A 26,868-nucleotide genomic window follows, 5' to 3' on the forward strand; every position below is an offset into this window, starting at 1 on the left:
TACAAAAAAAAGCAAAATTATGTGATTTCTGAGAGTTTTTTTGTAATTTTGCAGTCTAAAGCATAGAATCTACAATGAATCATATAAGAAATTTCTGCATCATCGCCCACATCGATCACGGCAAATCTACTCTGGCTGACAGACTGCTGGAGTACACTAAGACTATACAGGTGACCGAGGGACAGATGCTCGACGATATGGACTTGGAGCGTGAACGTGGTATTACGATTAAGAGTCACGCTATCCAGATGGAATACACTTACAAGGGAGAGAAATACATACTGAACCTGATTGACACTCCGGGACACGTCGACTTTTCGTACGAGGTGAGCCGTTCTATCGCTGCCTGCGAGGGCGCGCTGCTGGTGGTGGATGCCACACAGGGTGTACAGGCACAGACCATCTCGAATCTCTATATGGCCATCGACCATAACCTGGAGATTATCCCTGTAATCAATAAGATTGATATGCCCAGCGCCATGCCCGATGAGGTGGAAGATGAGATTATCGACCTGATTGGCTGCGATCGCGAGGATATTATCCGTGCTTCGGGTAAGACCGGCGAAGGCGTTGAAGAGATACTGAACGCTGTAGTTGAGAAGATTCCGCACCCAGTGGGCGACGAGAAGGCTCCGCTGCAGGCGCTCATTTTCGACTCGGTATTCAACTCGTTCCGCGGTATCATCGCTTACTTCAAGATTGTGAACGGCTCTATCAAGAGCGGCGATCACGTGAAGTTCTTTAATACCGGTATGGAGTACGATGCCGACGAGATTGGTGTGCTGAAGATGGATATGATTCCCCGCAAAGAGCTGAAGACAGGCGATGTGGGTTACATCATCAGCGGTATCAAGAACTCGAGAGAGGTAAAGGTGGGTGATACCATCACACACGTGGCTACCCCTTGCGACAAGGCCATCGAGGGCTTCCAGGAGGTTAAACCTATGGTGTTTGCTGGTGTTTATCCTATCGATCCTACCGATTACGAGAACCTGCGTGCATCGCTCGAAAAGCTGCAGCTTAACGATGCATCGCTCACATTCATGCCCGAGAGCTCGGTAGCCTTGGGATTCGGTTTCCGTTGCGGATTCCTCGGACTGTTGCACATGGAGATTATCCAGGAGCGACTGGACCGCGAGTTTGATATGGACGTGATTACCACCGTGCCCAACGTAAGCTATATGTGCTACACCAAGCAGGGAGAGGTGAAAGAGGTTCACAACCCAAGCGGACTGCCCGATCAGACGATGATCGACCATATTGAGGAGCCTTATATCCGTGCATCGATCATTACCGCTGCCGATTATATCGGTCCGATCATGACGCTGTGTCTGGATAAGCGCGGCGAGCTGCTGGATCAGCAGTACGTGAGCGGTAACCGCATTGAGCTGCACTTTATGCTGCCTCTGGGCGAAATCGTGATCGACTTCTATGATAAACTTAAGTCGGTATCAAAGGGATACGCTTCGTTCGATTACCACATCGACGGTTTCCGTCCCTCGAAACTGGCTAAGCTCGATATTCTGTTGAATGGTGAGCCTGTGGATGCCCTGAGTACCCTGACACACCAGGACAACGCTGTGACCTTTGGTCGCCGTATGTGTGAGAAACTGAAAGAGCTGATTCCACGTCAGCAGTTCGACATCGCCATCCAGGCTGCCATCGGTGCTAAGATTATTGCCCGCGAAACCGTTAAGCAGGTGCGTAAGGATGTTACCGCTAAGTGTTATGGTGGCGACGTGAGTCGTAAGCGTAAACTGCTGGAGAAACAGAAGCGAGGCAAGAAGCGTATGAAGCAGATTGGTAACGTGGAGGTGCCACAGAAGGCCTTCCTCGCAGTATTGAAATTGGACTAAAAACAAACAATAATCTATGGCAAATGTTAGCTTGACAACCCGAGACGTGGCACGAGAACTGGCCCGTCGATACAGTACAATGACGCACGAAGAGCTCGACCTGCTGGAGAGCATTCTCGTACCGATGAAGTTCGCTAAGAACGAACTCATCCTGAAGGAGGGCGAGGTATGTACCAATATCTACTGGGTGGTACGTGGACTGGTGCGCCAGTTTTATTTCAAGAATGACAAGGAACTGACCGAATATATGGCCACCGAGAACTCGATCGTGATGTGTATCGAGAGCTTGTTCCGCGAGCAGCCTTCGCAGTTGCAGATCAAGGCCCTGGAGCCTACTATCCTGATTGCGCTGCCTAAGGCTGACCTGGAGGCTGTGGCTATGAAGAGCGTGAACATCCAGATTCTGTATCGTAAGATTCTGGAGGAGAGCCTTATCCTGAGTCAGCACCACGCCGATATGCTGCGCTTTGAGAGTGCACAGGACCGCTACCAGAAGCTGGTAAAGAATCAGCCACAGCTGGTACTGCGTGCACCGCTGGTATATATCGCCAGCTACCTGCAGATGACACCAGAGACACTGTCGCGTGTGCGTACAGCGGCTCTGATGGAAAAATAAGTAAGTTATAAATTAATGCTTAGTTAAATACAATGAGTTATCAATACATTTTGGTAACTCATTTTCGTAATGTGTTACGTAGATGAGCGTGCGCTCGGGATCCTCGAACATATAACGGTCCACAATCGTCTTAACCAGATTGCGGTTGCACAGATCCAAACCGTGTAGGGGCTCGTCGAGAATCAATAGGTCGGGACTCTTTACAAAGGCACGTGCCAGCAGTACCAGGCGCTGTTCGCCGCTCGACATCTCAAGGAACTTGCGGTCGGCCAGATGCTTAATGCCAAACAGGTTCATCCACTCAATACACAAATCCTTTTCCTGCTTGGTGGGGCGGGCATACAGGCCTACGGTATCTTTCAGGCCGCTGGCCACAATCTGTATGGCGGGGATGTTCTGCTTATAGCTGCGGTGCATCTCGGGCGAAATGTAACCGATATGTTTCTTGATATCCCAGATACTCTCGCCGCTGCCACGCCTGTGGCCAAACAGTGAGATATCATTGGCATAAGCCTGAGGATTATCGGCACAAACCAGCGAGAGTAGGGTAGATTTACCGGCACCGTTCTGACCCGACAGCGACCAGTGCTCGCCTTTGAGCACCACCCAGTTCAAATCCTTCAGGATGGTACGCTCGCCGTATTGGATGGTAACGTTGTTGAACTTGATAATTTCCTGTGGCATTGGGGGAATTACCTCAGGCTTTTTCAGGAGAATGGCGTGCGGACAGTGCTCGATGGGGAAGCTGGTCTTTACCTGGATGTCCTGCACAAAGCGCAGATCAACCATTTTAATTACACGGTTTACAAACTCGGGTATCTCGTCCATCTTCGAGAGCACTAAAATCATCTGCATGTCCTGTTCGGCAGCCAGCGTGGTGAGCAGCTGTTTTACCTGGTCGCGGGTCTCGGCATCAAGACCGATAAACGGGTTCTCGATAATCAGCACCTTGGGTTTGGTAAACAGGTTTGATGCCAACTTGTATTTGCGCAGTTCGCCGCTACTCAGCAGGATAATATATTTGTCGAGCAGTTCGTTAAGGTGGAACAAATCGTACAGATGCTTCTGGAAGTCACGACGCTCTGGGGTGTCGGGGCCCGACAGCAGGAAAGCCTCTTCGAGCTTGCTGCCAACGGTAGGTGTTTCCTCGTCGATCTCCATCTGGTTCCAACGCTGCTGCAGAAAGTATGTACGATCGTTGTCACCACCGTAGGTATCACGGAACGTGATGTGTTTCAAGTTGTTATATGGTTCGGTGAACGAATAGCTTATCTGGTCGGGGTATACGGGATGCTTGCCGGTAATCATATCTACCAACATACTCTTACCGCCGCCGTTACGGCCCACAATAGCCACGTGCTCGCCCTTGTCGAGGTGGAAGTTTACAGGCTCGGCCAAACGCCATTCTGGCTTACGTGCGGTTGCATTCTTTAGTTCAATCGTCTTCATGCTTTCTCTTTTCTCTTAGATACTTTGTCCTGGTTCTTGTTGATGAAATCCTTCCAGCCACGGTATTTTACGTCGCTTTCGGGGCGCCCCATCTGCAGGAAATGGCAATAGGCAGCAGCAAGCGCATCAGTAGCGTCCATATACTTACCCATCTCGTCGTTAGGAATCTTCAGCAGGCGCTGTAACATACCAGCCACCTGTTCTTTCGAGGCACCACCATTACCGGTAAGCGCCATCTTGATTTTCATGGGGGCATACTCGTGTATGGGAACGCCGTGGTGCACAGCAGCAGCTATCGCAGTGCCCTGAGCACGTCCCAGCTTCAGCATCGACTGCACGTTCTTACCAAAGAACGGGGCCTCGATAGCCATCTCGTCGGGTAGGAACCCATCGATGATGCCGGTAACACGTTCGAAGATATGACCCAGCTTGAGATAGGCATCAGGAAACTTGCGCAAATCGATAACACCCATCGTCATCATCTGCGCCTTTCCATCCACCACCTTTAGCAGTCCGTAACCCATTAAATTGGTTCCGGGGTCAATCCCAAGTATGATCTTTTCCATTTCCGAGTGCAAAGTTAACTAAAATTGTTCGGAAAATGGCTATTTTATCGAAAAAATGTGTACCTTTGCGGGCAAAAATAGTAAAAACTGTAAGAATATACCAATGAAAAAGAGATATATCACTATAACAATGATGCTGGCAGTGGTGCTGGCATCGTGTCGTTTTGGTAGGGGCGACGAGAAAATAGAGCTCACACCAGAGCAGATGCGATTGGAAAAAATAAGCAGAATCGATACCACTTCGCTGCGTGCGGTACTGAATCCCGACTCGATTGAGGGTAGCACCAAGCTGGATTCGCTCACCGCTGATGCGTGGATGCTGGTAGATGACTCTACGGGCATTGTGATTAGCGAGAAATGTGGTTTTGAGCGTCGCTATATGGCCTCGATCACCAAGATGATGACCGCCCTGATTGCGCTTGAGAAGGGTAATCTGAGCGACAGTATCGATATCACTGAGGATGTGTTTATCAACCGCGATTCGCGTGTACGATTGGGACAGGGCTACGTGATGTTAGACCTGATTTACGAGATGATGATGATAAGCGATAACGATGCAGCCTACGCGCTGGCCAAGCATGTGGGTGGCGACACGCTGCGATTCTACGACCTGATGAACCAGAAGGCGCAGTATTTAGGGATGGACAGCACGCACTTTGCCAACCCTAACGGTATGCCTAACGATAATAACTTCAGTAGCGCTGCCGACTTGGTAAAGCTGGCCCGTTACGCCATGCGCGACACCATGTTTGCCAGCATTGTGGGCACCGCCGAGAAAGCCGTCCCGCTGACCGATGGGCGCCATATGGACTGTAGGAACTCAAATGCCCTGCTGCACACTTACGAGGGCTGTATCGGCATTAAAACGGGTTATACGCGTCAGGCTGGTTACTGTCTGGCCTCATCGGCTACCCGCAACGGACACACGCTGTATCTGGTGTTGCTGAACAGCAGACGACATGCGACACGATTCACCGAATCGGCCGCATTACTGGATTATGGGTTCCGTGTGATGGATGCTTACACCCAGCGCATCAACGCCCAATAAACTCAAAGTGCTGGTAATCCTTTTTGTTTTTCCATGCACCGCCCCAGCTAAAGCCGTATTTTGTGAATAGTTTGTAGCACAAATCGTTACGGGTAATCTTGTACGGGAAATCAGCCGCGCGGTTAACATACTTCTTGGCAGTTGCAGGTTCTACAATCTGGCTGCCATCTTTTTTGCTATAGCGTACGTAGGGGTTGTATAGCGTATTGATATCTACGGCCAAGCCACGGGCATGTTTCGACAGGTTCTTGGAACCTGAGATGTTGCGATAACAGAAACAGCTGGTGTTGTTGGCACGCATCTGGCGCTCGTCGTCGGCATCGTACACATCGGGCAGGCGCATCTGCTGGATGGGGTAGTGGGCCTTGTACAGCTCGCGGAATATGGTCAACAGCTTATCGGCTATCAACTTGTTACAAATCATCTCGCCCACATGGGTGCGTCCTTCCAAATCTACATGCGAAATCCTCAGGTAGCGCAAGTCGCTACGCTTGATGTAAGGATTATCGTGCCAGGTTTTGCCCTGCATGGTTTGCCATACGCTATCGGGAATAGCTGTAGAGGTAAAAATCTGGCTTTGCGCACCTAAAGTGCAGCAAAGCCAGAGTACGAATGTTGTGAGTAGTTGCTTCATTTTTACGTGTTACATAAATGCTACGGTGAGTCCCGCCATCACAATGCTGACCATCGACATAAGCTTGATCAGGATGTTGAGCGACGGACCACTGGTATCCTTGAAGGGATCGCCAACGGTATCGCCTACGATACAGGCCTTATGGGCAAACGAGCCCTTACCGCCAAAGGCACCCTCTTCGATATTCTTCTTAGCATTATCCCAAGCGCCACCGGCATTAGCCATGAATACGGCCAAGGTAAAGCCGCCAGCCAGTCCGCCTACCAGCAGTCCGAGCACGCCGGCAACACCCAGCACGCAGCCTACGATGATAGGGATAAGGATGGCCAGAACGGATGGGATAACCATCTCGTGCTGAGCAGCACGGGTAGAGATTTCAACACAACGACCGTAATCGGGCGTGCCTGTACCTTCGAGGATACCTGCTATCTCGCGGAACTGACGACGAACTTCCTGCACCATTTTCTCGGCAGCACGACCCACAGCCTCCATCGTCATACCGCAGAACAGAAAGGCGGCCATCGCACCAACAAAGGCGCCCACAATCACCTTGGGGTTCATCAGGTTTACCTGGAAGAAGTTCATGAAGTCGGGGATATTGGCATCGGCAGCCGAAATCAGCTCGCCCTTTACGTTCTCCATCATCACGCCAGCGCGGGTCATCGCAATCTTTATTTCTTCGATATAAGATGCCAGCAGCGCCAAAGCGGTGAGTGCAGCCGAACCGATGGCAAAGCCCTTACCGGTGGCAGCAGTGGTGTTACCCAGTGCATCGAGCGCGTCGGTACGGTGACGAACCTCTTCGCCTAAGCTCGACATCTCTGCGTTTCCGCCTGCGTTATCGGCAATAGGTCCGTAAGCGTCGGTAGCCAGGGTGATGCCCAGTGTAGAGAGCATACCCACGGCAGCGATACCGATACCGTAAAGACCATGAGCCAGTGATTCTGACGACATAGAGAGGTCGAATCCGTTAGCGCACAGATAGCTGAGCATGATGGCTACACCAATGGTGATAACGGGGATGCAGGTAGAAATCATACCTGTACCGATACCCTTGATGATAACCGTTGCGGCACCTGTCTGTCCGGCTTCCGAAATCTTCTGGGTAGGCTTGTAGCTGTGCGAGGTGTAATACTCGGTAGCCTGACCGATGATAACGCCTGCTGCCAAACCTGCGATAACCGAGAACGAAAGGCCCAGCCAGTTCTGGATATCCAGCAGATACAGGATGCAGAAGGTAGCGGCGGCAATCAGGATGGCACTTACGTTGGTGCCCACCGAGAGCGAACGTAACAGATCCTTCATGGTAGCGCCCTCCTTGGTACGAACCAGGAAGATGCCCAGCAGCGAGAGAAACACGCCTACGGCAGCAATCAGCATAGGAGCGATAACCGCCTTGAGCTGAATCTCCAAGCCAGCCACACCAAAGGCAGCTGCACCCAGTGCGGCAGTAGAGAGTACCGAGCCGCAATAGCTCTCGTACAGGTCGGCACCCATACCAGCCACGTCGCCCACGTTGTCGCCTACGTTATCGGCAATGGTAGCGGGGTTGCGCGGATCGTCCTCAGGGATATCGGCCTCAACCTTACCTACGATATCGGCACCTACGTCGGCAGCCTTGGTGTAGATACCACCGCCCACACGCGCAAACAGCGCCTGGGTTGAAGCACCCATACCAAAGGTAAGCATCGTTGTGGTGATAGAAATTAAGCCATCGGCATCGAAGTGGTTAAGCACTACGAACCAGATGGCTATATCAAGCAAACCAAGACCAACTACGGTGAGTCCCATAACAGCTCCCGAACGGAAGGCAATCTTTAAACCAGCATCCAGACTCTCGCGGGCGGCATTTGCGGTGCGCGCCGAAGCATAGGTTGCTGTCTTCATGCCAAAGAAACCAGCCAGACCCGAGAAGAAGCCGCCTGTAAGGAAGGCAAACGGTACCCAGGGGTTCTGGACATTCAGTCCGTAGGCCATAAAGGCAAACAGCACGCAGAGCACCGCAAACACAATGCCTACTACCTTGTACTGCTGCTTTAGATAGGCCATAGCACCTTTGCGCACATAGAGCGCAATTTCTTTCATTCGTGGCGTACCCTCATCGGCTTTCATCATCTGAGTGAAGAAATAGTACGCCATGCCTAATGCCACGATCGATGCGATGGGCACCAGCCAGAATACTTGAGGAATCATCATAATTAGGTTTTAGTTTTATTGGGTTGTTGTTAAGTGAACGCGCACTTATTATTCCTCAGAGAAATCGATGAGCTCAGAGCTCTCCTCGTCAGAGTCGTCGCCAAGGTCCATCATTGTTGAGTAGTTGTCCTCGGTGATATCCTCGTCGTTTGGTCCATCTACCTCCTCATCTTCCTCGTCATGTGAGCTGTAGTTGTCCTCAACGATTACGTCAGAGTCGTCGTCCTCATCAAAGTCGTCGTCCTCGCCGTTACGCAACTGCATGCGCAGCTTGATCTCCTCGGGCTTCAACTTAGCAAAGATAGCCTCAACCCAGCCACCTTTAGGCACCTCGAGTACCTCGTAGCCATCCTCAACCTTCTTGTCGTACATGCCGCCTTTCTTGTGCAAGCGGTCCTTAGGCAGGGTAGTGGTAGAGATATCGAAACCGCTCTGGATAATGTCCTGAATCGACTGTGAGAGCGAATCCCAACCGCCACCAAAGTTGCGGTCGATAACCTCGAGCAACTGGGTTGCTGAGATGTGACGGATATTCTCGTAAGTTAAATCGGTGACACGACTGATGGGGCGCTTCTTGATGGCCCAGATGAATTTCATGTTATCGTCGAACTTAATAGTGGCCACTTTATAACCACGACCTTCGTAGCTCTTGCGGATAGGGGCAGAATCGTCGCGAAGATCCTCGATAAAGAAGGCACTCTTAAAGATCTGGATGTAGTGCTTTACGTTTTCCTTTACTTCGGCATCCTTGCAAGCGGCCTCCCACATACGGAAGACATCATTCTCCTGGATGTCCCAAACACTACTCTTGGTTACACTCTTAATTGATAATGACGGATTACTTTCCGGTTGTTGTTGTTTTGTTCTTGCCATATTATTCTACTAATTTTTGTGCAAATGTAACCACTTTATTTTTTATTCGCAAGTTTTTGGCCATAATTTTTTGTAATTATCGCAATTTAGCGTAACTTTGTGCCCGAATATGGCACAACCATTAGCTGAAAGACTGCGTCCACGCACTTTAGATGAGTATATCGGACAAGAACATCTGGTGGGTGAGGGAGCTGTTCTGCGTAAAATGATCGACGCAGGACGCATACCTTCGTTTATCCTTTGGGGCCCTCCTGGAGTGGGTAAAACCACCCTGGCCCAGATTATCGCCCACAAGTTAGAAACACCCTTCTACACGCTCTCGGCTGTAACGAGTGGTGTGAAGGATGTGCGCGAGGTGATTGAGCGCGCCCAGAAGGGCAGGTTCTTCAACGAGGCATCACCTATATTATTTATAGACGAGATACACCGTTTCTCAAAGTCGCAGCAGGACTCGCTGCTGGGGGCTGTAGAGAAGGGTATCGTAACCCTGATTGGTGCCACCACCGAGAACCCGTCGTTCGAGGTGATACGTCCGTTGCTGTCGCGTTGTCAGCTCTATGTGCTCAAGTCGTTACAGAAGGACGATTTGCAGAAACTGCTGGAGCGCGCCATCCATACCGATGCGATTCTGAAGGAGCGAAACATCGTACTACAGGAAACCAGCGCGATGCTGAGATATAGCGGAGGTGATGCTCGTAAGTTGTTGAATATCTTAGAGTTGGTGGTTGAAGCTGAAGCAGGAGATGAAGTGGTGATTACCGACGAGAAGGTGGTGAACCGACTGCAGCAGAATCCGTTGGCTTACGATAAGGATGGCGAGATGCACTACGATATCATCTCGGCGTTTATCAAGAGTATCCGAGGCTCCGATCCTGATGCCGCCTTGTATTGGCTGGCACGTATGATTGAGGGCGGCGAGGACCCGCAGTTTATCGCCCGTCGACTGGTGATCAGCGCTTCTGAAGATATAGGTTTGGCCAATCCAAATGCCTTGTTGCTGGCTAATGCCGCGTTTGATGCGGTGATGAAGATAGGTTGGCCCGAGGGTAGGATTCCTTTAGCCGAGGCTACTGTTTATCTGGCCACATCACCAAAGAGCAACAGCGCCTACTTAGGCGTTGATGCAGCGCTCGACTTGGTGCGCCGTACAGGTAATCAGCCTGTGCCGCTGCCCATCCGTAATGCGCCCACACAGTTGATGAAGGATCTGGGCTATCACGACGGCTATAAGTATCCGCACGACTATGCAGGTCATTTCACACCGCAGCAGTATATGCCCGATGCACTGCAAGACGAGCGTATCTGGCACGGACAGCATAATCCGTCGGAGGAGAAAATGTACCAACGCATGGTGAACTATTGGGGAAAAAGATACGAAGACTAAAATGAATATGGATCAGGAATTGATTATCAAGTTAATAGAGTTATTAGGCACATTTGCCTTTGCAATATCCGGCATCAGGCATGCTGCTGCTAAGCGCTTCGACTGGTTTGGCGGTTATGTGTGTGGTGTGGCTGTGGCTATTGGTGGAGGTACCATCCGCGATGTCATGTTAGGCACCACACCATTCTGGATGACCAACGCTATCTATCTGATTTGTACGGCAGTAGCACTGCTTACGGTGGTGCTCTTCGGCAAATGGATGGAGCCCTTGAAGAACGCTTGGTTTGTGTTCGATACCTTGGGTTTGGCACTCTTTACGATTGCCGGTATCCAGAAGAGTTTAGCCTTCGATCAGCCTTTCTGGGTGGCTATCATCATGGGCTGTATCACCGGTTCGGCTGGTGGTGTGATTCGTGATGTGTTGCTGAACAACGAGCCCGTGATATTCCATAAGGAGATATATGCGATGGCGTGTGTGATAGGCGGTGTGGCCTATTGGGGACTTGCCGAACTGGGTGTAGCAGCCGAAATAAGCGCAGTGGTAAGCTTTATCGTTACCTGCCTGATTCGCTTCCTGGCTGTACGCTATCACCTTTCACTCCCCGTATTAAAGGAAAAATAGAAAAATAGTAAATAGTCAAATTGTCAAATAAATAAGATGGCAGAACAAACAAATAGACGAAGAAAGAGTAGTAACCAGCCCGTAGATCCTACCTACGGACACCTTCAGCCACAGGCTCTGGAGATTGAGAAGGCTGTGCTGGGTGCGCTGATGATTGATAAGGATGCCTACGCGGTAGTGTGCGAGATCCTGCGTCCTGAGAGCTTCTACGAGCCTCGTAACCAGATGGTTTATGCCGCCATACGCGACTTGAGTATGGAGGAGAAACCAGTTGATATCCTGACGGTTACCGATCAGTTGGCTAAGTCGGGAAATCTGGAGCAGGTGGGCGGTCCCGGTTATGTGGCCGAACTGAGCTCTAACGTGGTATCATCAGCCAATATCGAGTATCACGCCAATATCATCGCACAGAAGTCGCTGGCCCGTCAGCTCATCTCGTTCTCGAGCATGATTCAGACCAAGGCTTTCGACGAGACGATTGATGTTGAGGACCTGATGCAGGAGGCCGAGGGTTCTCTCTTCGAGTTGTCGCAGCACAACATGAAGAAGGACTATACCTCGATCGACCCCGTTATCTCGCTGGCTGTAAAGGGTATCCAGGATGCCGCTAAGAACACCGACGGTTTGACGGGTGTTTCAACCGGTTACTTTAAGCTCGATGACCTGACCAGTGGTTGGCAGGCTTCCGACTTGGTGATTATCGCCGGACGTCCTGCGATGGGTAAGACATCGTTCGCCCTCTCGATGGCCAAGAATATTGCCGCCGATATCCGTACACCTATGGCTTTCTTCTCGTTAGAGATGTCGAACGTTCAGCTGGTTAACCGATTGATCTCGAATGCCTGTGAGATTCAGGGTTCGAAGATTCTGAACGGACAGCTGCAACGTGACGAGTGGGAGCGACTGGATAAGAACATCAATAAGCTGCTGGGCGCACCGCTGTATATCGACGATACCCCAGGTCTTTCGGTATTCGAGTTGCGTACCAAGGCCCGTCGACTGGTTCGTGAGCATGGTGTGAAGCTGATTATGATCGACTACCTGCAGCTGATGAATGCCAACGGTATGCGATTCAGCAGCCGACAGGAAGAGGTGTCAACCATCTCTCGTTCGCTCAAGGGTTTGGCTAAGGAGTTGAATATTCCCATCCTGGCACTGAGTCAGCTGAACCGTGGTGTTGAGAGCCGTGAGGGATTGGAAGGAAAGCGCCCACAGCTGAGCGACCTGCGTGAGTCGGGAGCCATCGAGCAGGATGCCGACATGGTACTGTTCGTACACCGTCCTGAGTACTATCATATCTATCAGGATGATAACGGACGCGACCTGCATGGTATGGCGCAGATTATTATTGCTAAACACCGTAAGGGTGCTACGGGCGACGTGCTGCTTACCTTCCGTGGTGAGTACACCCGTTTCGAGAATCCCGAGGATAAAGCTATCGAGAACCGTGCCCCAATGGGAGGCGGCGAGATATTGGGATCAAAAATAAACGGAGACAACCCACCGTTGCCTCCGTCAGATCCAAACGAACCGTTACCTTTCTAACGGTTATTTGTATTTCTCAATCAAGTTATCTGCCTGCAGATTGCCCATTTCCTTGGCTTTCTGCAGGTTTTGTATTCCCTCTTTCTTGTTGCCCTTCAGGCACTGGGCCACACCTAAGAACAGGTAACCGTCGCTGTCGTTAGCATCAACGCTCAGGCTCTCCTTGGCGGTGGCAATCGCATTGTCGTAAAGACCCACACGGATTTCGAGCGAGGCCTTCTCGGCGTAATAAAGTGTCTCCTTAGGATTCATTACGATGGCGCGGGTGATATCGTTGAGTGCCTGCTGATACAAACGACCTTCGATTTCGGCCTGGTGACGGATGTAGTAGAAGTTATCGTTGACGTTGGCCTTCATCAGCTCCTCGTAATCGTTCATATCGGCGATAGCCTCGCGGAACTTCTTAGCCTGCAAACGGGCTTGGGCACGCGACCACAGATAAGGAGCGGCCTCTTTCAGATAGGGTTTGCTGTACATGTTCATAGCGCTATCCATCAGAGCCAGCATCGAGGTGGTATCCTTCAGCATCTCCTTGCAACGGGCAGCGCTGAAGTACAGCTCGGCACTCTTCATGTTGGTGCTCGAGAGCTCGTTGTAGATATCGTAGGCCTCGGCATATTTCTTCTGGGCAAACAGGATGTTAGCCTCAGTCTGACGATACATCAGCTGTGGGTTAACGGCGTTGGCGGTACGAACCTCTTCGAGAGCCTTATCCAGTGTCCACTTATCGTAAGGCGCATCAGTCTGGAAAATATTCTTGTTGTAGATCAGTCGGGCATAGTTGTAATGCGCATCATCCTTCTGCTGAGCGTTCTTGATGGCCATCTCCATATCGCGGTCGGCAGCGGCAAAATCGTTGGCACCAGCCTCAAGCTGGGCACGGTACATATAACCATCGGCAGCGTTGGGGAACTTATGGATAAAGTCCTCGATCAGGGCTGCATAAGCGGCAGAATCCTGCTGTGTCTGGGCCATGTAGAGTGCCAGAACAGCCTCCTTGATGTTATCGGGCAGCTCCTTCTTAATCTTGGTCTCCTGCAGACTAGCCTCGTTCATACCAAAGCCCGAAATCTTCAGCGAATCGGCAAAGCGGGCGCTTACGGCATAGTTGAGAGTATCCTTATCGGTAGCGGGCTGCTGCATAATACCGATTACTTCGCCCATCTGGTTAATCAGCGGACAGCTAACGGTGTTGGCGGGCATGGTGAGTGCTACGGTATAGTAATTGTACTCGCCCTGGAAGGTCTCAGCCTTACGAACGGTACCTGCTGGCACGTTCTTTACCTCGTGATAAGGCAACAGCCAAGCCTGACTGCCTACAGTGGCCGAAGCGCTGCTGATGGCCAGAGGCTGGGTTTTTCCGCTTACACGGAACTTTACTACATCGTACATATCGTTTACACCTACGATGCTTACTACGGGCATTTCTTTACCGGCAGCATCAATCACTACAGCTCTTGTGGCACCCTTGAATGGGGTGTAGTTACTGACTGCGTCGCCATTGGCGCTGGTAAAGAAACCGTTACTGCTGCCGATGAGCGAACCGTCAGCGGCAAAGGTTTTCAGGGTGAATACCGACTTGGTGGCTTTCTTTACCCAGCTAGGCTGAGCACCTGCCAGCAATGGCATCACCGCCAGTAATATCAATAAAACTTTCTTTTTCATATCTAATGTTTAATGTTTAATCTTTAATCTTTAATGTTTAATGTCCAAGCAGTGCTTTCGCATTCTGTATCGCTGCTTCCGATACGTCGCTACCACTCAGCATCTGAGCAATCTCGCGTACACGTTCGTCGGTATCAAGCTGGCGCATCTTACTGGTGGTACCATTGGCGGTCTCGTTCTTCTCAACCTTATAATGTACCGAACCTAAGGCTGCAATCTGTGGCAGGTGCGTAATGCTGATAACCTGGCGACCATGACCGCCCATCTCTTTCATAATCTGGGCCATCATCTCGGCAGTCTTTCCGCTCACACCGGTATCAATCTCGTCGAAGATGATTGTTGGCAGCTTCACGGCACCGCTGATCATCGCCTTGAGCGACAGCATCACACGGGCAATCTCACCCCCCGAAGCCACCTGAGAGACAGGCTGGAGTGGGGTAGATGTGTTGGCGCTGAACAGGAACGAAACCCTGTCGCAACCATTTACGCCCAGCTCGATAGTGGTAAGTTGGATGCTGAACCTTACGTGTGGCATACCCAGTGGTACCAGGCGCTTCTGCATCTCGTCCTCAATCTTCTTGGCAGCCTTGGTGCGCAGTTTGGTAAGTGCCTCGGCCTCCTTACGGGCCTGGGCTTCCAACTGGCTGACGCGTGCCTTTACCTCGTCGAGCGATTCGTCGCCGTTCTCGATGGCCTGCAGCTGCTGGTGCAACATTTCGCGTTTCTCAATCAGCGCCTCGATAGCGTCAACGTGGTATTTCTTCTCTAACTCGTAGATGCGGTCCAAGCGGTTGTTAACCTGATCCAGTTCGGCAGGATCGAAATCAACCGACTCTAACAGGCTGCTGATTTCGTGAGCCACATCCTTCAGATCGATATAACTGCTGTCGATACGCTGAATCAAATCGCCCACCTCGGGATAAACAGCCTCGATGCTGCGTAAGGCCGAGAGCGACGAGCGCAACTGTTCTATCACACCGTTCTGATCGGCCGATAGGGCATTGTCGGTGGTATAGAGGGCGCTCTTGATATCCTCGGAGTGCTCCATCGTGTCGCTGCGCTGTTCCAGCTCTTCCTGCTCGCCTTCAACCAGGTGCGCATTCTCCAGCTCCTCATACTGGAACTGCAGGAAATCGCGGTTCTCGCGGTTACGCTCGATAGCTGCCTGCAGCTCTGCCAGTTCCTTTTCGGCAGCCTGATAAGCAGTGTATGTCTGCTGGTATTTGGCCAACTGGGCGGCATCGTCGGCAATGATATCTACCACCTCTAACTGGAAGTCCTGCTTGTTAAGCAACAGGTTCTGGTGCTGCGAGTGAACATCCATCAGCTGGTCGCCTAACTCCTTGAGCATCGAGAGTGCCACGGGCGTGTCGTTGATAAACGCACGACTCTTACCGGCTGCTGTCAGTTCGCGACGGATGATACAGTCGTCGGCATCGTACTCGATATCGTTCTCATCAAAGAAAGCCTGCATGTTGTAACGCGACAAATCAAAATGCGCCTCAATCACACATTTCTCGGCTCCCTGTTTGATGGTCTTCGAGTCGGCACGCTGTCCTAATAGCAAGGCGATGGCGCCCAGGATAATACTCTTTCCGGCTCCGGTCTCACCGGTAATCACCGAGAAACCTTCGTAGAGCGAGATATCCAGCTCGTCGATCAGCGTAAAGTTCTTGATATATAAATGCTTAAGCATAGCCTTTTTTTACTATTTGACAATTTACGATTTGACAGTTATTGTTTGATGGCTTCCCAACTATTGTTCTGGGATGCATTCAATCCCATCAGAATATCGTAGATACGTTGTTTCTCTTTTTGTGTACCTTTACCTTTGTAGATATTGGCCAGCTCATCTTTCTTGTAGTCGGTCCATATCTGCGGCAACAAACTCAGCGGTTTGTTTTCGTGGGCCTGCTTCAGGTCGTTCTCGAGTGCAGCCGATATTTCTGTTCGGCCACGTTCGGCGTTATTGGTCATCTCGTCCAGTCCCTTGCGATAATAATCGTATTGCAACTGGCGGAAGGGCTTCATGCCTTCGTCCATATAGTCGTTGATAACGGCAAAGCGGTTACGGTTGTCCTCGAACGATTTCCAACCCGTAAAGCCCAGGTTCTGAGCGTTGTTTACCAGCACCAGGCAGCGCTGCAGCACATCGGTTCCACCCATGGGCGCAAAGCTGTCGAGGTCTAAACCAATCATCAGCAGGGCGTAGTAGGCTAGGAGAGCGGTCAGTTGGTTGTCGATGTTCTCTTCGGCAAAGTTCAACTGGTCGAACTGCTGGAACACGAAGTTAAAGTTGGCATCCCTATTATTATATAATGTAGTGTTATAGGCTGCATTATAAACAGGGCGGTTGGCTTGTATAAGGGCGGTACACTCAAAGCGGTTCTCTTCGCGAAGATACTTGTTTACGGTCAGGTTCAGGTTGCACTGGATACGCTCGTTTTTCTGAAACTGCAGGTCGGTCCATGCGCGCTCGTTCATAAACTGCTCGATGGTTTGCTGCAGGTTCTCAAACACGCTGTTATCGGTGCCTTGTATCTGACTGTGGTTCACACTAACCTTAACTTGCAGCTCTTGGGCATGTACGCCAAGAACTGCAAGTAGCGCTAGTATGGTTAAACAAGTATTCCTGATCATCCGTTAAGTTTTGACTCGCGAAGACGAATTCTTGTAAGTACTTGCTTGGTGTTATACGTGAAGTCGCCCGACAGAATCCAGCTGTAGTAGCCTGGGTCGATATGCAGCACGTCGGCTACAGGAATGCCCTTGTGCTTACCGAAGTTGAACACCTCGGTGAGGCGTGGGTTGCCCTGTTCGTCGAGTAGGGTGTTACCGTTGCGGTCCTTCATCTCGCCCCAAACGATACGACCGGCAAAATCCACGTTGTTGTTTACACGTGAGAATTCGGCCAACTTGTTCATATCGTTCTCAAGCACCTTCTCGGGATCCTCGTTAGCACCTGGTGCATACTTGTCCAGCTCGCCCATCAGCACACGGTAGGTGGCTTCGGTATCCTGGTCGGCACGGTGTGCTTCGAAGTCTTCCTCCATCTTGCGTCCGCAGTAGAACTTGTAGGCAGCAGCCAGATTGCGACGCTCCATCTTATGGAAGATGGTCTGTGCGTCGATCATCTTGCACTTGCTGAAATCAAAATCTACGCCAGCACGCAGGAATTCCTCAGCGAGTAGGGGAATATCAAAGTGGTTTGAGTTAAAGCCTGCAAAGTCGCAGCCGGTAAACTTCTCGGCCAGCACGGCGCCCAACTGCTTGAATGTGGGCTTGTCCTTTACATCGTCGTTCGAGATACCCGTAAGCTGGGTAATCATCGGCTCGATGGGCTTTTCGGGGTTTACCAACTCGTTGCCACGCTCTTCGTGTCCGTCGGGATATACTTTTATATACGAGATCTGGATAATACGGTCCTTAACCAAGTCAAGGCCCGTAGTTTCCAGATCAAATATTACCAGAGGTTTAGTTAAATTCAGTTTCACCTTTACTTCTCCCGCTTTTTAGTCGTTAATAAGCATAGGCATCATCAGCATCACAACCTCCTGATTCTCAGGCTGCTCTGAAGGCAGAACCAAACCGGCACGACTTGAGTCGGCCAACTGGATAATCACGTCAGAACACTCGATGTTGCCCAGGATCTCGATAAAGGCGTTACCCTTGAAACCAATGCTCATTGGTGTACCGTTATACTCACAGGTCATGCGCTCTGTAGCGGTCTTCGAGAAGTCGTAGTCCTCAGCATCCAGCTGGAATGTAGAGCCTTCAACGTGGAAGCGTACCAGATTGCTCGAATCGTTAGCAAATGGCTGTACGCGGCGCAGGGCAGCCAGCAATGACAGACGATCCAGACGAACCTCGTTAGGATTGTTCTGTGGGATTACTGAGTTATAGTTGGGGTAGCGACCCTCGATCAGGCGGCACAGCAGCACACCATCGCCGTAGTTAACCTCGGCGTTGCGCTCGTCGAAGCGGATGGTAACATCGCCACCATCTTTACCCAGCAGGTTCTTCAGCAGGTTAGCGGGCTTCTTAGGCAGGATAAATGCCGATGGCTCCTCGCTCTTAATGGTGAATATCTTGTTGCGAACCAGCTTGTGTCCGTCAGAAGCAACTACTGCCAGGTGATCGGGAGTAAGATCGAAGTAGATACCGTTCATTACAGGGCGAAGCTCGTCCTGAGCGGTAGCAAAGATGCTGCGGTTGATATTCTCGGCCAGGATGGCATTAGGCAGAACGATGCTCTTAGCAAAGTCGCTAACTGGCTGTGCCACAGGGAATTCGTCGGCGTTGTCGACAGGCAGAGAGAACAAACCGTTCTGGTAAGTGATCTTTACCAGATTCTGCTCCAGATCCACGTCGAATGTGATGGGCTGCTCAGAGAAGCCTTTTACGGCCTCAAGCAGGTCGTGGTTGCCGATAGCAAAGCGGAAGTTTCCATCGCTTTCGGTCAGCTCCAGCTGTGTCTTCATCACGTTCTCTGAATCTGATGCAGTCAGATGCAGAACATTGTTTTCGATCTCGAATAAAAAGTCACCCAGAATGGGTAGAGCATTTTTACTGTTAATCACTCTCGAGAGTGCAACGAGCTTAGAGCTCAGTGCTGTGCTTGATAATGTAAAACGCATAGTTTATAGTTATTTTATTATTCTACATATTATATTATTGGTTACAAAATTACAAAAAAAAGTTGTAATGAGCAAAAAAAAGAGCAGAAATGTGCGTTATTCAAACTATTTTTAGTAATTTCGCACTCTGAAAACGATAAATTCAACAAAATAAAACAAAAAAGATAATGGAATTAACAGGTAAAATCATTGCGGTAATGGAAGCCCGCGGAGGTGTTTCGGCCCGTACAGGCAACTCATGGAAGACTCAGGAGTACGTTTTGGAGGTTCCTGGTCAGTATCCTAAGCGTTGCGTATTTAACGTATTTGGTGAGGACAGAATCAATCAGTTCAATATTCAGAATGGTGACGAGCTTACCATCCAGTTTGATATTGATGCTCGCGAATATAACGGTCGTTGGTATAACGATGTACGTGCTTACAACGTTATTCGTGGTCAGCAGCCTGTAGCCGGTGCTCCTGTAGCAGCAGCTCCTTCAGCAGCTACATCGCCATTCCCACCAGCACAGGAGCCCGCTAGCGAGGGTTCGTCTGACGATCTGCCATTCTAAGAGATTTATTCCAAGAAATAAGGCGATAGTCCTCACGTTTGTGGGGACTATCTTTATTTTACGAGAATCGGCATTATGATAAATAGGGATTTAAGAGAGGGATTGATGGCTTGAATTGGATGCCCTATTTGGACGAATGTTTGAGGCCTGAATGAGGCGCCTTATTTGAAAGATGATTTAGGGCACGAAATGGCGCTTTATTTTTGCGATATTTCGGGCCGATGGCCAGGTTGGTTCAAAATATCGAAGTTTTGAAGCATTGTTAGATTATTTGATGTAGAAATCCTTGGTAAGATTATGATACCAATCGCTGCGCTGACCTGGGCATGATTCTAATACTTGCTCCTCGAAATTTACTTGTTCTACGGGATGCTTTCTGAATTCTACGAGATGACGTTTCGGGAGTTTATTGGGCGTAGTTTTAATCAGACAGATTCTAGTTATGAATAATCCCTCGAAAGCTGCGGCAGACTCTACGTTATCCTGATTATCGGTAGGAATAACCAGCGACAGAATGCCGTCTGGTTTCAGCAGTTTGCTGGCAGCGTGCATCAAGCTCTCGTACGTTAAACTTACAGCGTGACGGGCCAGTGTGCGCTGATCCTGCGGACACGTGAGAGAATCAACGAAATATGGCGGATTACACACGATGGCATCATACCCTGCTTTGTCGTCTATTTTTGTAGCATCTTCTCTATTTATCATAATCCGGTCGGAAAATGGAGAACCTACTACATTTTCCTGGGCTTGCTGGGCGGCATCTTCGTCGATGTCAATGCCTGTAACCTGCGCCTCGGGAAAGCGCTGAGCCATCATCAGGGCTACCAGTCCGGTGCCCGTTCCAATGTCAAGAAAACGTGCTGCTGCAACGGGTGCATTTGCCCATGCGCCAAGCAGTGTGCCATCAGTACCCACCTTCATGGCGCAACGGTCCTGATAAACAGTGAATTGTTTGAATTGAAAGCTGTTTTTTGCCATAATCGCGGCAAAGTTACTAATAATTTGTTAATTCTTGCCCCTTTCGTACGTATTTCTTAATTTTTATTAGTAACTTTGCACCCCGATTTAATAAATTTGAAAATGAGTAATCAGAATAACAATTCAGCATTTCAGATGATTGCTGATGTAGATGGAGATTTGAAGGATTTTTTGAATGTTCACACGCCCGACCGTGTGCCCATTCTGGCTTTGCGCAATATGGTTCTGTTCCCCGGTGTGGTAACGCCGATTCTTATTGGTCGTCAGGCCAGCAAAGCCTTGGTTGAAAAAGCTGAGAAGAAAGGTTTGATAATTGGCGTTGTGGCCCAGCGCGATCCTGATGTGGACTATCCCGATAAGCACGACCTGTATGAGGTGGGTGTTTATGCCAAGGTGATGAAGCTCCTCACCCTACCCAATGGCAATATTACCGCCATTCTGCAGGGCCTGGGACGTTTTGAGTTGAACGAGATTGTATCTACCTCGCCTTATCTTGAGGGTGACGTAACTGCACTCGAGGAGGACCTGCCCGACCCAAAGGATCGTGAGTTTAATACAGCTGTGGCCGATCTTCGCGATATGGTTAGCAAATACGTTACGGTATCGGATGAGATCCCCGACGAGGCCAGCTTTGCTATCAAGAATATCTCGAACACGGTGATGATGCTCAACTTTGTATGCACCAACATGCCGTTCAACTACAAGGAGAAGCAGAAACTGCTGGAAATCGGTCTCGTAAAGGAGCGCCTGTTTACCACCATGAAGATGCTGAACCGCGAGATTAACCTGCAGAACCTGAAGGCTGATATCCGTAACAAGACCCGTGAGGATATCGACGAGCAGCAGCGTAACTACTTCCTGCAGCAGCAGATTAAGAATATGCAGGCCGAGATGGGTAACGGTGAGTCGCCCGAGAAGCACGAACTGCTTACCAAAGGCCGCTACAAGATGTGGAAGTACGAGATGGCCAAGTATTTCCGTAAGGAGTGCGATAAGCTGGATAACCTGAATCCACAGAGTCCTGAGTATAACGTGCAGCTTACTTACCTGCAGACGCTGGTAAACCTGCCTTGGGGCGAATATACCGTTGACGACCTGAACCTGAAGCGTGCCAAGCGTATTCTGGATAAGGACCACTACGGTATGGAGAAGGTTAAGGAGCGTATCCTTGAGTACATGGCTGTGCTGGCCCTGCGTGGCGATCTTAAGTCGCCTATCCTGTGCCTCTATGGCCCTCCAGGCGTTGGTAAGACATCGCTGGGTAAGTCGATTGCCGCTGCCATGAAGCGTAAGTACGTACGTGTTTCGCTTGGTGGTGTACACGACGAGGCTGAGATTCGCGGTCACCGTCGTACCTACATCGGCGCCATGCCCGGCCGTATCATCAAGAGCATACAGAAGGCTGGCTCTAGCAACCCTGTGTTTATTCTCGACGAGATCGACAAGGTAACACAGAATACCCATAATGGCGACCCTGCATCGGCCCTGCTCGAGGTGCTCGATCCTGAGCAGAACAATGCCTTCCACGATAACTATCTGGATGTGGATTACGACCTCTCTAAGGTGCTGTTCATCGCCACGGCCAACAACCTGAGCACTATTCCTCGTCCCCTACTCGACCGTATGGAGGTTATCGACGTAAGTGGTTATATTACAGAGGAAAAGATTGAAATCGCAAAGCGTCACTTGATACCACGCGAGCTGGATAATACCGGTTTGAATATCAATTCAAGCCTGAAGCCTTCGTTCAATAAGGCTGCCATCGAGATGATTATTGAGCGTTATACCCGTGAGAGCGGTGTGCGCCAGCTCGAGAAGCAGATTAACAAGGCCCTGCGTAAAATTGCCTTCAAGCGTCAGATTGAGGACGGTGCCGAGTACAAGAAGATTACCCCCAACGAGTTGGAGGGACTGCTTGGCAAGCCACCATTCTATCGCGATATCTACCAGGGCAACGATTATGCCGGTGTGGTAACTGGTCTGGCCTGGACTGCGGTTGGCGGCGAAATCCTGTTTATCGAAACCTCGCTCTCAAAGGGCAAGGGCTCTAAGCTTACACTTACCGGTAACCTGGGCGATGTGATGAAGGAGTCGGCCATCCTGGCTGTTGAGTACGTAAAGGCTCATGCCGAGACGCTCAACATCGACTACCGTGTGTTCGACAACTGGAACATCCACATCCATGTACCCGAGGGTGCTACACCTAAGGACGGTCCTTCGGCAGGTATCACCATCGCCACTTCTATCGCCTCTGCCCTCACCCAGCGTAAGGTGCGTAAGAACACCGCTATGACCGGTGAGATTACCCTGCGCGGAAAAGTGCTGCCCGTGGGTGGTATTAAGGAGAAGATTCTGGCCGCTAAGCGTGCCGGTATCACCGATATTGTGATGTGCCAGGAGAACGAGAAGGATATCCTGGAGATTCCTGATATCTACCTGAAGGGCGTTAACTTCCACTATGTGGAGAACGTGCAGGATGTATGGGATTTTGCCCTCACCGATGAGGTTGTAAAGAATCCGCTTGATTTCACCATTCCCGAAGAAAAAGAAAAGAAATAAATGAAGTTTGAAGTACAATATACCGATGCAGCCAGCGACGCCCGTGCGGGATTGATTACCACCGATCACGGACAGATCCAGACCCCTATCTTCATGCCTGTGGGCACAGTAGGTAGCGTAAAGGGTGTGCACTTTAGCGAACTGCGCGAGCAGGTTAAGGCACAGATTATCCTTGGTAACACCTATCACCTGTATCTGCGTCCCGGTCTCGACATTCTGCGCCAGGCTGGCGGTTTGCATAAGTTTAATACTTGGGATCGCCCTATCCTTACCGATTCGGGTGGTTTCCAGGTGTTTTCATTGACAGGCATTCGTAAGCTTCGTGAGGAAGGTTGTGAGTTCCGTAGTCATATCGATGGTTCTAAGCATATTTTTACCCCCGAGAACGTGATGGACACCGAGCGTGTGATTGGTGCCGATATCATGATGGCGTTCGACGAGTGTCCACCGGGACAGAGCGACTATAAGTATGCTGAGAACAGCTTGCGACTCACCCAGCGATGGCTGGAGCGCTGCGTAAAGCGTTTTAACGAAACCGAGCCCCTGTATGGCTACAACCAGACGTTGTTCCCCATTGTGCAGGGCTGTACCTATAAGGACCTGCGTCAGGATGCTGCCAAGCACGTGTGCGATGTGCTGGCCAAGCTGAACGACGGCGGTGGTGCTTCGATTGGTGGACTGGCCGTAGGCGAGCCTACCGAGGTGATGTACGAGATGATCGAGGTGGTTAACGAGATTCTGCCTAAGGATCGTCCACGTTACCTGATGGGTGTTGGTACACCTCAGAACATTCTGGAGGGTATCGAGCGCGGTGTGGATATGTTCGACTGCGTAATGCCTACCCGTAACGGTCGTAACGCCATGCTCTTTACCTACGAGGGTACGATGAACATGCGTAACAAGAAATGGGAGAACGACTTCTCGCCTATCGATCCAGATGGCTGCGAGATCGACCGCATACATAGCAAGGCCTACCTGCACCACCTGTTCAAGGCCCAGGAGCTGCTGGCCATGCAGATAGCCTCGATTCATAACCTGGCATTCTATCTGCGCTTGGTGGGCGACGCCCGACAGCACATCATTGCAGGCGACTTTGTACAGTGGAAACGTTCGGTTATCGATCAATTAGGAAGAAGACGATGAAAGAAGCATTTCGTAAGATAAAACATTGGCTGCGATGGCTGCGCTGGCTTAAATGCCTGAGATGCCTGAAGGTGCTGAATCCGTTCAGATACCTTAAAAGGCTCGACCGCTACATCATAGCCAAGTTTATTGGTACTTACATCTTCTCGATTATCCTCATCATCTCTATCTCGATAGTGTTTGATGTGAACGAGAACCTGGCTAAGTTCTCTACCTATAACGCACCGCTCAAGGCGATTGTATTTGATTACTACGCCAACTTTGTGCCCTACTTCGCTAACCTGTTCTCACCGTTGTTTGTGTTTATTGCCGTCATCTTCTTTACCAGTAAGCTGGCGGGCAATAGCGAGATTATAGCCATGCTGGCAGCCGGTGTAAGCTTTAAGCGCCTGCTGCGCCCTTATATGATATCGGCGGCATTGATTGCTGCCGTTAACTTTTATCTGGGCGGCTATGTGATTCCTAAGGGCAACCAGGTTAAGATGGATTTCGAGGCCAAGTACAAGAACAAGGAGCGTAACCTTTCGGCCAGCAACGTGCAGCTGATGGTGCAGCCGGGTGTGATTGCCTATCTACAGCAGTACGACGATGTGACCAAGACGGGTTACGGTTTCTCGCTCGATAAGTTCGAGAACAAGAAGCTGGTGAGCCACATGACGGCTTCGGTTATCCGCTACGATTCTATCAGCGACAGCCGTTACCACTGGAAGGCTCAGAGCTATAAGATACGTACGCTGAAGGGCCTGCGCGAGGAGATCGAATCGGGTGCCGTTATCGATACCCTGATACAGATGGAGCCTATGGACCTGGTGTTCTCGAAAGGTCAGCAGGAAACCCTTACCTCTACCGAACTGAGCGATTATATCTCGAAGCAGGTTGAGCGCGGATCGGTTAACGTGGTGCAGTACGAGGTTGAGTACCACAAGCGCATAGCCACCTCGTTTGCATCGTTCATCCTCACCATGATTGGTGTGTCGCTGTCGAGTCGCAAGCGTAAGGGCGGCATGGGTATGTACCTGGGTATAGGTCTGGCCCTGTCGTTCGGTTACATCCTGCTGCAGACTATCAGTGCCACCTTTGCCATCAATGCCGACACGCCTGCGCTGTTGGCTGCATGGATACCTAACTTATTATATGTAATCATAGCATACTTCTGCTACAGACAAGCCCCTAATTAATGAAATTTGAAGAAACATATTTGAACGATAATATTCTCGATGCGCTGTACGACATGCACTTCGAAGATATGACACCCATCCAGGAGCAGTGCATACCTGAGATTCTGGATGGATACGATGTACTGGGTGTGGCCCAGACTGGTACCGGAAAAACTGCAGCCTACCTGCTGCCAATCCTTTCAGAACTCGACGATGGCGACTATCCCAAGGATGCCATCAACGCCGTCATCATGTCGCCAACCCGCGAGCTGGCACAGCAGATCGACCAGGCCATGCAGGGCTTTGGTTATTATCTCGACGATGTGAGCAGCGTGGCTGTTTACGGTGGTAACGATGGTAACCGCTACGATCAGGAGCTGCGCTCGATGCGTATGGGTGCCGATGTGCTGATTGCCACACCAGGCCGATTGCTCAGTCACCTCAAGGTGGGTAATCTCGACCTCTCTCGTTGTTCGTTCTTTGTGCTCGATGAGGCCGACCGCATGCTGGACATGGGCTTTATCGAGGATATCATGAAGATTGTAAAGGAGTTGCCTGCCAGCTGTCAGCGCATCATGTTTTCGGCCACCATGCCAAAGAAGATACGTGAGCTGGCCGTACAGCTGCTGCACAACCCCGTTGAGATACAGATTGCCGTATCAAAGCCCGCCGAGAAGATTCGCCAGATGGCTTACGTGTGCTACGAGCCACAGAAGCTGAAGATTATACAGGACATCTTTAAGAAAGGCGACCTGCAGCGCGTCATCATCTTCTCAGGTAAGAAGGAGCGTGTAAAGGAGGTTACCCGCAAACTGAAGTCGATGCACATTAACTGCGACCAGATGCACTCTGACCTCTCGCAGGCCGAGCGCGACGAGGTGATGTACCGCTTTAAGGCCGGACAGACCGATGTGCTGGTGGCTACCGATATTGTGGCCCGTGGTATCGATATCGACGATATCCGACTGGTTATCAACTACGATGTGCCTTCTGATAGCGAGGATTACGTACACCGTATCGGTCGTACCGCCCGTGCCGATCGCGATGGCGAGGCCATCACCTTTGTGAGCGACGATGACATGTACCGCTTCCAGAGTATCGAGCACTTCTTAGGTAAGGAAGTAGAGAAGCTGCCCCTGCCCGAAGGCTTAGGCGAGGCTCCCGAATATAAGAAACGCGAAAAGAAACCCACCAGTCGCCGCAACGGTCGCTGGCACTCCAAGGGCCACGGCGGTCACGGAGGTGGTGGCAAAGGCCACGGCACTGGCAAAGGCAAGGGCCAAGGCAAGCAGGGCCAAGGCAAGCCCCAAGGCCAAGGTAAACCCCAAGGCCAAGGCAAACCACAAGGTAAGCCCAAAGCCCCTAAAAATAATGTTTAATCTTTAATGT

22 protein-coding genes are annotated in these 26,868 nt (G+C 50.5%); 11 read left to right on the forward strand and 11 right to left on the reverse strand.

The window, feature by feature from the left end:
- Positions 1 to 74 precede the first annotated feature (74 nt).
- Together lepA and T499_RS0109730 are read left to right on the forward strand one after the other, a co-directional pair.
- The gene (lepA, locus tag T499_RS0109725) at positions 75 to 1,856 is read left to right on the forward strand and encodes a translation elongation factor 4 (RefSeq protein WP_013064625.1); all 1,782 of its coding nucleotides are present in this window, start codon (positions 75 to 77) and stop codon (positions 1,854 to 1,856) included.
- Between the two features lie 16 nt (positions 1,857 to 1,872).
- Positions 1,873 to 2,472 carry a Crp/Fnr family transcriptional regulator gene (locus T499_RS0109730; protein WP_033150833.1) on the forward strand — a complete coding sequence of 200 codons (600 nt, stop codon included), beginning with the start codon at positions 1,873 to 1,875 and terminating at the stop codon, positions 2,470 to 2,472.
- 12 nt (positions 2,473 to 2,484) lie between these two features.
- Here the strand turns inward: T499_RS0109730 and T499_RS0109735 are convergent, their stop codons facing one another.
- The gene (locus T499_RS0109735) at positions 2,485 to 3,921 is read right to left on the reverse strand and encodes an ATP-binding cassette domain-containing protein (protein WP_033150834.1); all 1,437 of its coding nucleotides are present in this window, start codon (positions 3,919 to 3,921) and stop codon (positions 2,485 to 2,487) included.
- A complete protein-coding gene (gene ruvC, locus T499_RS0109740) occupies positions 3,918 to 4,487 on the reverse strand; it encodes a crossover junction endodeoxyribonuclease RuvC (protein WP_013064900.1) in 570 nt (189 codons plus the stop codon). The genes T499_RS0109735 and ruvC overlap by 4 nt, the downstream gene beginning before the upstream one ends.
- Positions 4,488 to 4,590: 103 nt before the next feature.
- Between ruvC and T499_RS0109745 the strand changes: the two genes are divergently transcribed.
- Positions 4,591 to 5,535, forward strand: coding sequence for a D-alanyl-D-alanine carboxypeptidase family protein (locus tag T499_RS0109745; protein ID WP_049769075.1), 945 nt, complete (start codon positions 4,591 to 4,593; stop codon positions 5,533 to 5,535).
- Here T499_RS0109745 and T499_RS0109750 read toward each other — a convergent pair.
- The 3 genes from T499_RS0109750 to T499_RS13930 are packed head-to-tail and all read right to left on the reverse strand — an operon-like array spanning position 5,522 to position 9,238.
- Positions 5,522 to 6,169: a M15 family metallopeptidase gene (locus tag T499_RS0109750; RefSeq protein WP_013065384.1), complete on the reverse strand. Its 648-nt coding sequence runs from the start codon at positions 6,167 to 6,169 to the stop codon at positions 5,522 to 5,524. The genes T499_RS0109745 and T499_RS0109750 overlap by 14 nt on opposite strands.
- Before the next feature lie 9 nt (positions 6,170 to 6,178).
- Complete coding sequence (locus T499_RS0109755; RefSeq protein ID WP_091858200.1) at positions 6,179 to 8,368, reverse strand: sodium-translocating pyrophosphatase; 2,190 nt, start codon at positions 8,366 to 8,368, stop codon at positions 6,179 to 6,181.
- Between the two features lie 45 nt (positions 8,369 to 8,413).
- Positions 8,414 to 9,238, reverse strand: coding sequence for a hypothetical protein (locus T499_RS13930; RefSeq protein ID WP_049769076.1), 825 nt, complete (start codon positions 9,236 to 9,238; stop codon positions 8,414 to 8,416).
- 109 nt (positions 9,239 to 9,347) lie between these two features.
- Here T499_RS13930 and T499_RS0109765 point away from each other — a divergent pair, with 109 nt between their 5' ends.
- The 3 genes from T499_RS0109765 to dnaB are packed head-to-tail and all read left to right on the forward strand — an operon-like array spanning position 9,348 to position 12,789.
- Positions 9,348 to 10,622, forward strand: a complete 1,275-nt coding sequence (locus T499_RS0109765; protein WP_033150835.1) for a replication-associated recombination protein A — start codon at positions 9,348 to 9,350, stop codon at positions 10,620 to 10,622.
- Positions 10,623 to 10,629: 7 nt separating this feature from the next.
- Positions 10,630 to 11,244 (forward strand): trimeric intracellular cation channel family protein, encoded by a 615-nt coding sequence (locus tag T499_RS0109770; protein WP_013063344.1) that lies wholly within the window; start codon positions 10,630 to 10,632, stop codon positions 11,242 to 11,244.
- 36 nt (positions 11,245 to 11,280) lie between these two features.
- Complete coding sequence (dnaB, locus tag T499_RS0109775; protein WP_013065678.1) at positions 11,281 to 12,789, forward strand: replicative DNA helicase; 1,509 nt, start codon at positions 11,281 to 11,283, stop codon at positions 12,787 to 12,789.
- A 3-nt stretch (positions 12,790 to 12,792) separates the two neighbouring features.
- Here the strand turns inward: dnaB and T499_RS0109780 are convergent, their stop codons facing one another.
- From T499_RS0109780 to dnaN, 5 genes are read right to left on the reverse strand one after another with little or no spacing between them, the layout of a single operon-like run.
- Positions 12,793 to 14,454: a hypothetical protein gene (locus T499_RS0109780; RefSeq protein ID WP_033150837.1), complete on the reverse strand. Its 1,662-nt coding sequence runs from the start codon at positions 14,452 to 14,454 to the stop codon at positions 12,793 to 12,795.
- A 37-nt stretch (positions 14,455 to 14,491) separates the two neighbouring features.
- Positions 14,492 to 16,150 carry a DNA repair protein RecN gene (gene recN, locus T499_RS0109785; protein WP_033150838.1) on the reverse strand — a complete coding sequence of 553 codons (1,659 nt, stop codon included), beginning with the start codon at positions 16,148 to 16,150 and terminating at the stop codon, positions 14,492 to 14,494.
- Between the two features lie 38 nt (positions 16,151 to 16,188).
- Complete coding sequence (locus T499_RS0109790) at positions 16,189 to 17,094, reverse strand: type IX secretion system protein PorD (protein WP_033150839.1); 906 nt, start codon at positions 17,092 to 17,094, stop codon at positions 16,189 to 16,191.
- On the reverse strand, positions 17,091 to 17,948 hold the full coding sequence (locus T499_RS0109795; protein ID WP_033150840.1) for a 3'-5' exonuclease: 858 nt from the start codon (positions 17,946 to 17,948) through the stop codon (positions 17,091 to 17,093). Before T499_RS0109795 ends, T499_RS0109790 begins: the two co-directional genes overlap by 4 nt.
- 18 nt (positions 17,949 to 17,966) lie before the next feature.
- Positions 17,967 to 19,091, reverse strand: a complete 1,125-nt coding sequence (gene dnaN / locus T499_RS0109800; RefSeq protein ID WP_013064994.1) for a DNA polymerase III subunit beta — start codon at positions 19,089 to 19,091, stop codon at positions 17,967 to 17,969.
- A 167-nt stretch (positions 19,092 to 19,258) separates the two neighbouring features.
- On the opposite strand from dnaN, the gene T499_RS0109805 reads away from it, so the two are divergent.
- Positions 19,259 to 19,642, forward strand: coding sequence for a DUF3127 domain-containing protein (locus T499_RS0109805; protein ID WP_033150841.1), 384 nt, complete (start codon positions 19,259 to 19,261; stop codon positions 19,640 to 19,642).
- A 267-nt stretch (positions 19,643 to 19,909) separates the two neighbouring features.
- On the opposite strand, the gene T499_RS0109810 is transcribed toward T499_RS0109805, so the two are convergent.
- Positions 19,910 to 20,620: a tRNA1(Val) (adenine(37)-N6)-methyltransferase gene (locus tag T499_RS0109810; RefSeq protein ID WP_033150842.1), complete on the reverse strand. Its 711-nt coding sequence runs from the start codon at positions 20,618 to 20,620 to the stop codon at positions 19,910 to 19,912.
- A 102-nt stretch (positions 20,621 to 20,722) separates the two neighbouring features.
- Between T499_RS0109810 and lon the strand changes: the two genes are divergently transcribed.
- From lon to T499_RS13935, 4 genes are read left to right on the forward strand one after another with little or no spacing between them, the layout of a single operon-like run.
- Positions 20,723 to 23,179, forward strand: a complete 2,457-nt coding sequence (lon, locus tag T499_RS0109815) for an endopeptidase La (protein WP_033150843.1) — start codon at positions 20,723 to 20,725, stop codon at positions 23,177 to 23,179.
- On the forward strand, positions 23,180 to 24,322 hold the full coding sequence (gene tgt, locus T499_RS0109820) for a tRNA guanosine(34) transglycosylase Tgt (protein ID WP_033150844.1): 1,143 nt from the start codon (positions 23,180 to 23,182) through the stop codon (positions 24,320 to 24,322).
- Positions 24,319 to 25,500: an LptF/LptG family permease gene (locus T499_RS0109825; protein WP_013063248.1), complete on the forward strand. Its 1,182-nt coding sequence runs from the start codon at positions 24,319 to 24,321 to the stop codon at positions 25,498 to 25,500. The genes tgt and T499_RS0109825 overlap by 4 nt, the downstream gene beginning before the upstream one ends.
- Positions 25,501 to 25,520: 20 nt before the next feature.
- On the forward strand, positions 25,521 to 26,858 hold the full coding sequence (locus T499_RS13935) for a DEAD/DEAH box helicase (protein WP_232221088.1): 1,338 nt from the start codon (positions 25,521 to 25,523) through the stop codon (positions 26,856 to 26,858).
- Positions 26,859 to 26,868: the final 10 nt, after the last annotated feature.

Source organism: Prevotella sp. RM4 (genome assembly GCF_000701965.1).
Classification (GTDB): domain Bacteria; phylum Bacteroidota; class Bacteroidia; order Bacteroidales; family Bacteroidaceae; genus Prevotella; species Prevotella ruminicola.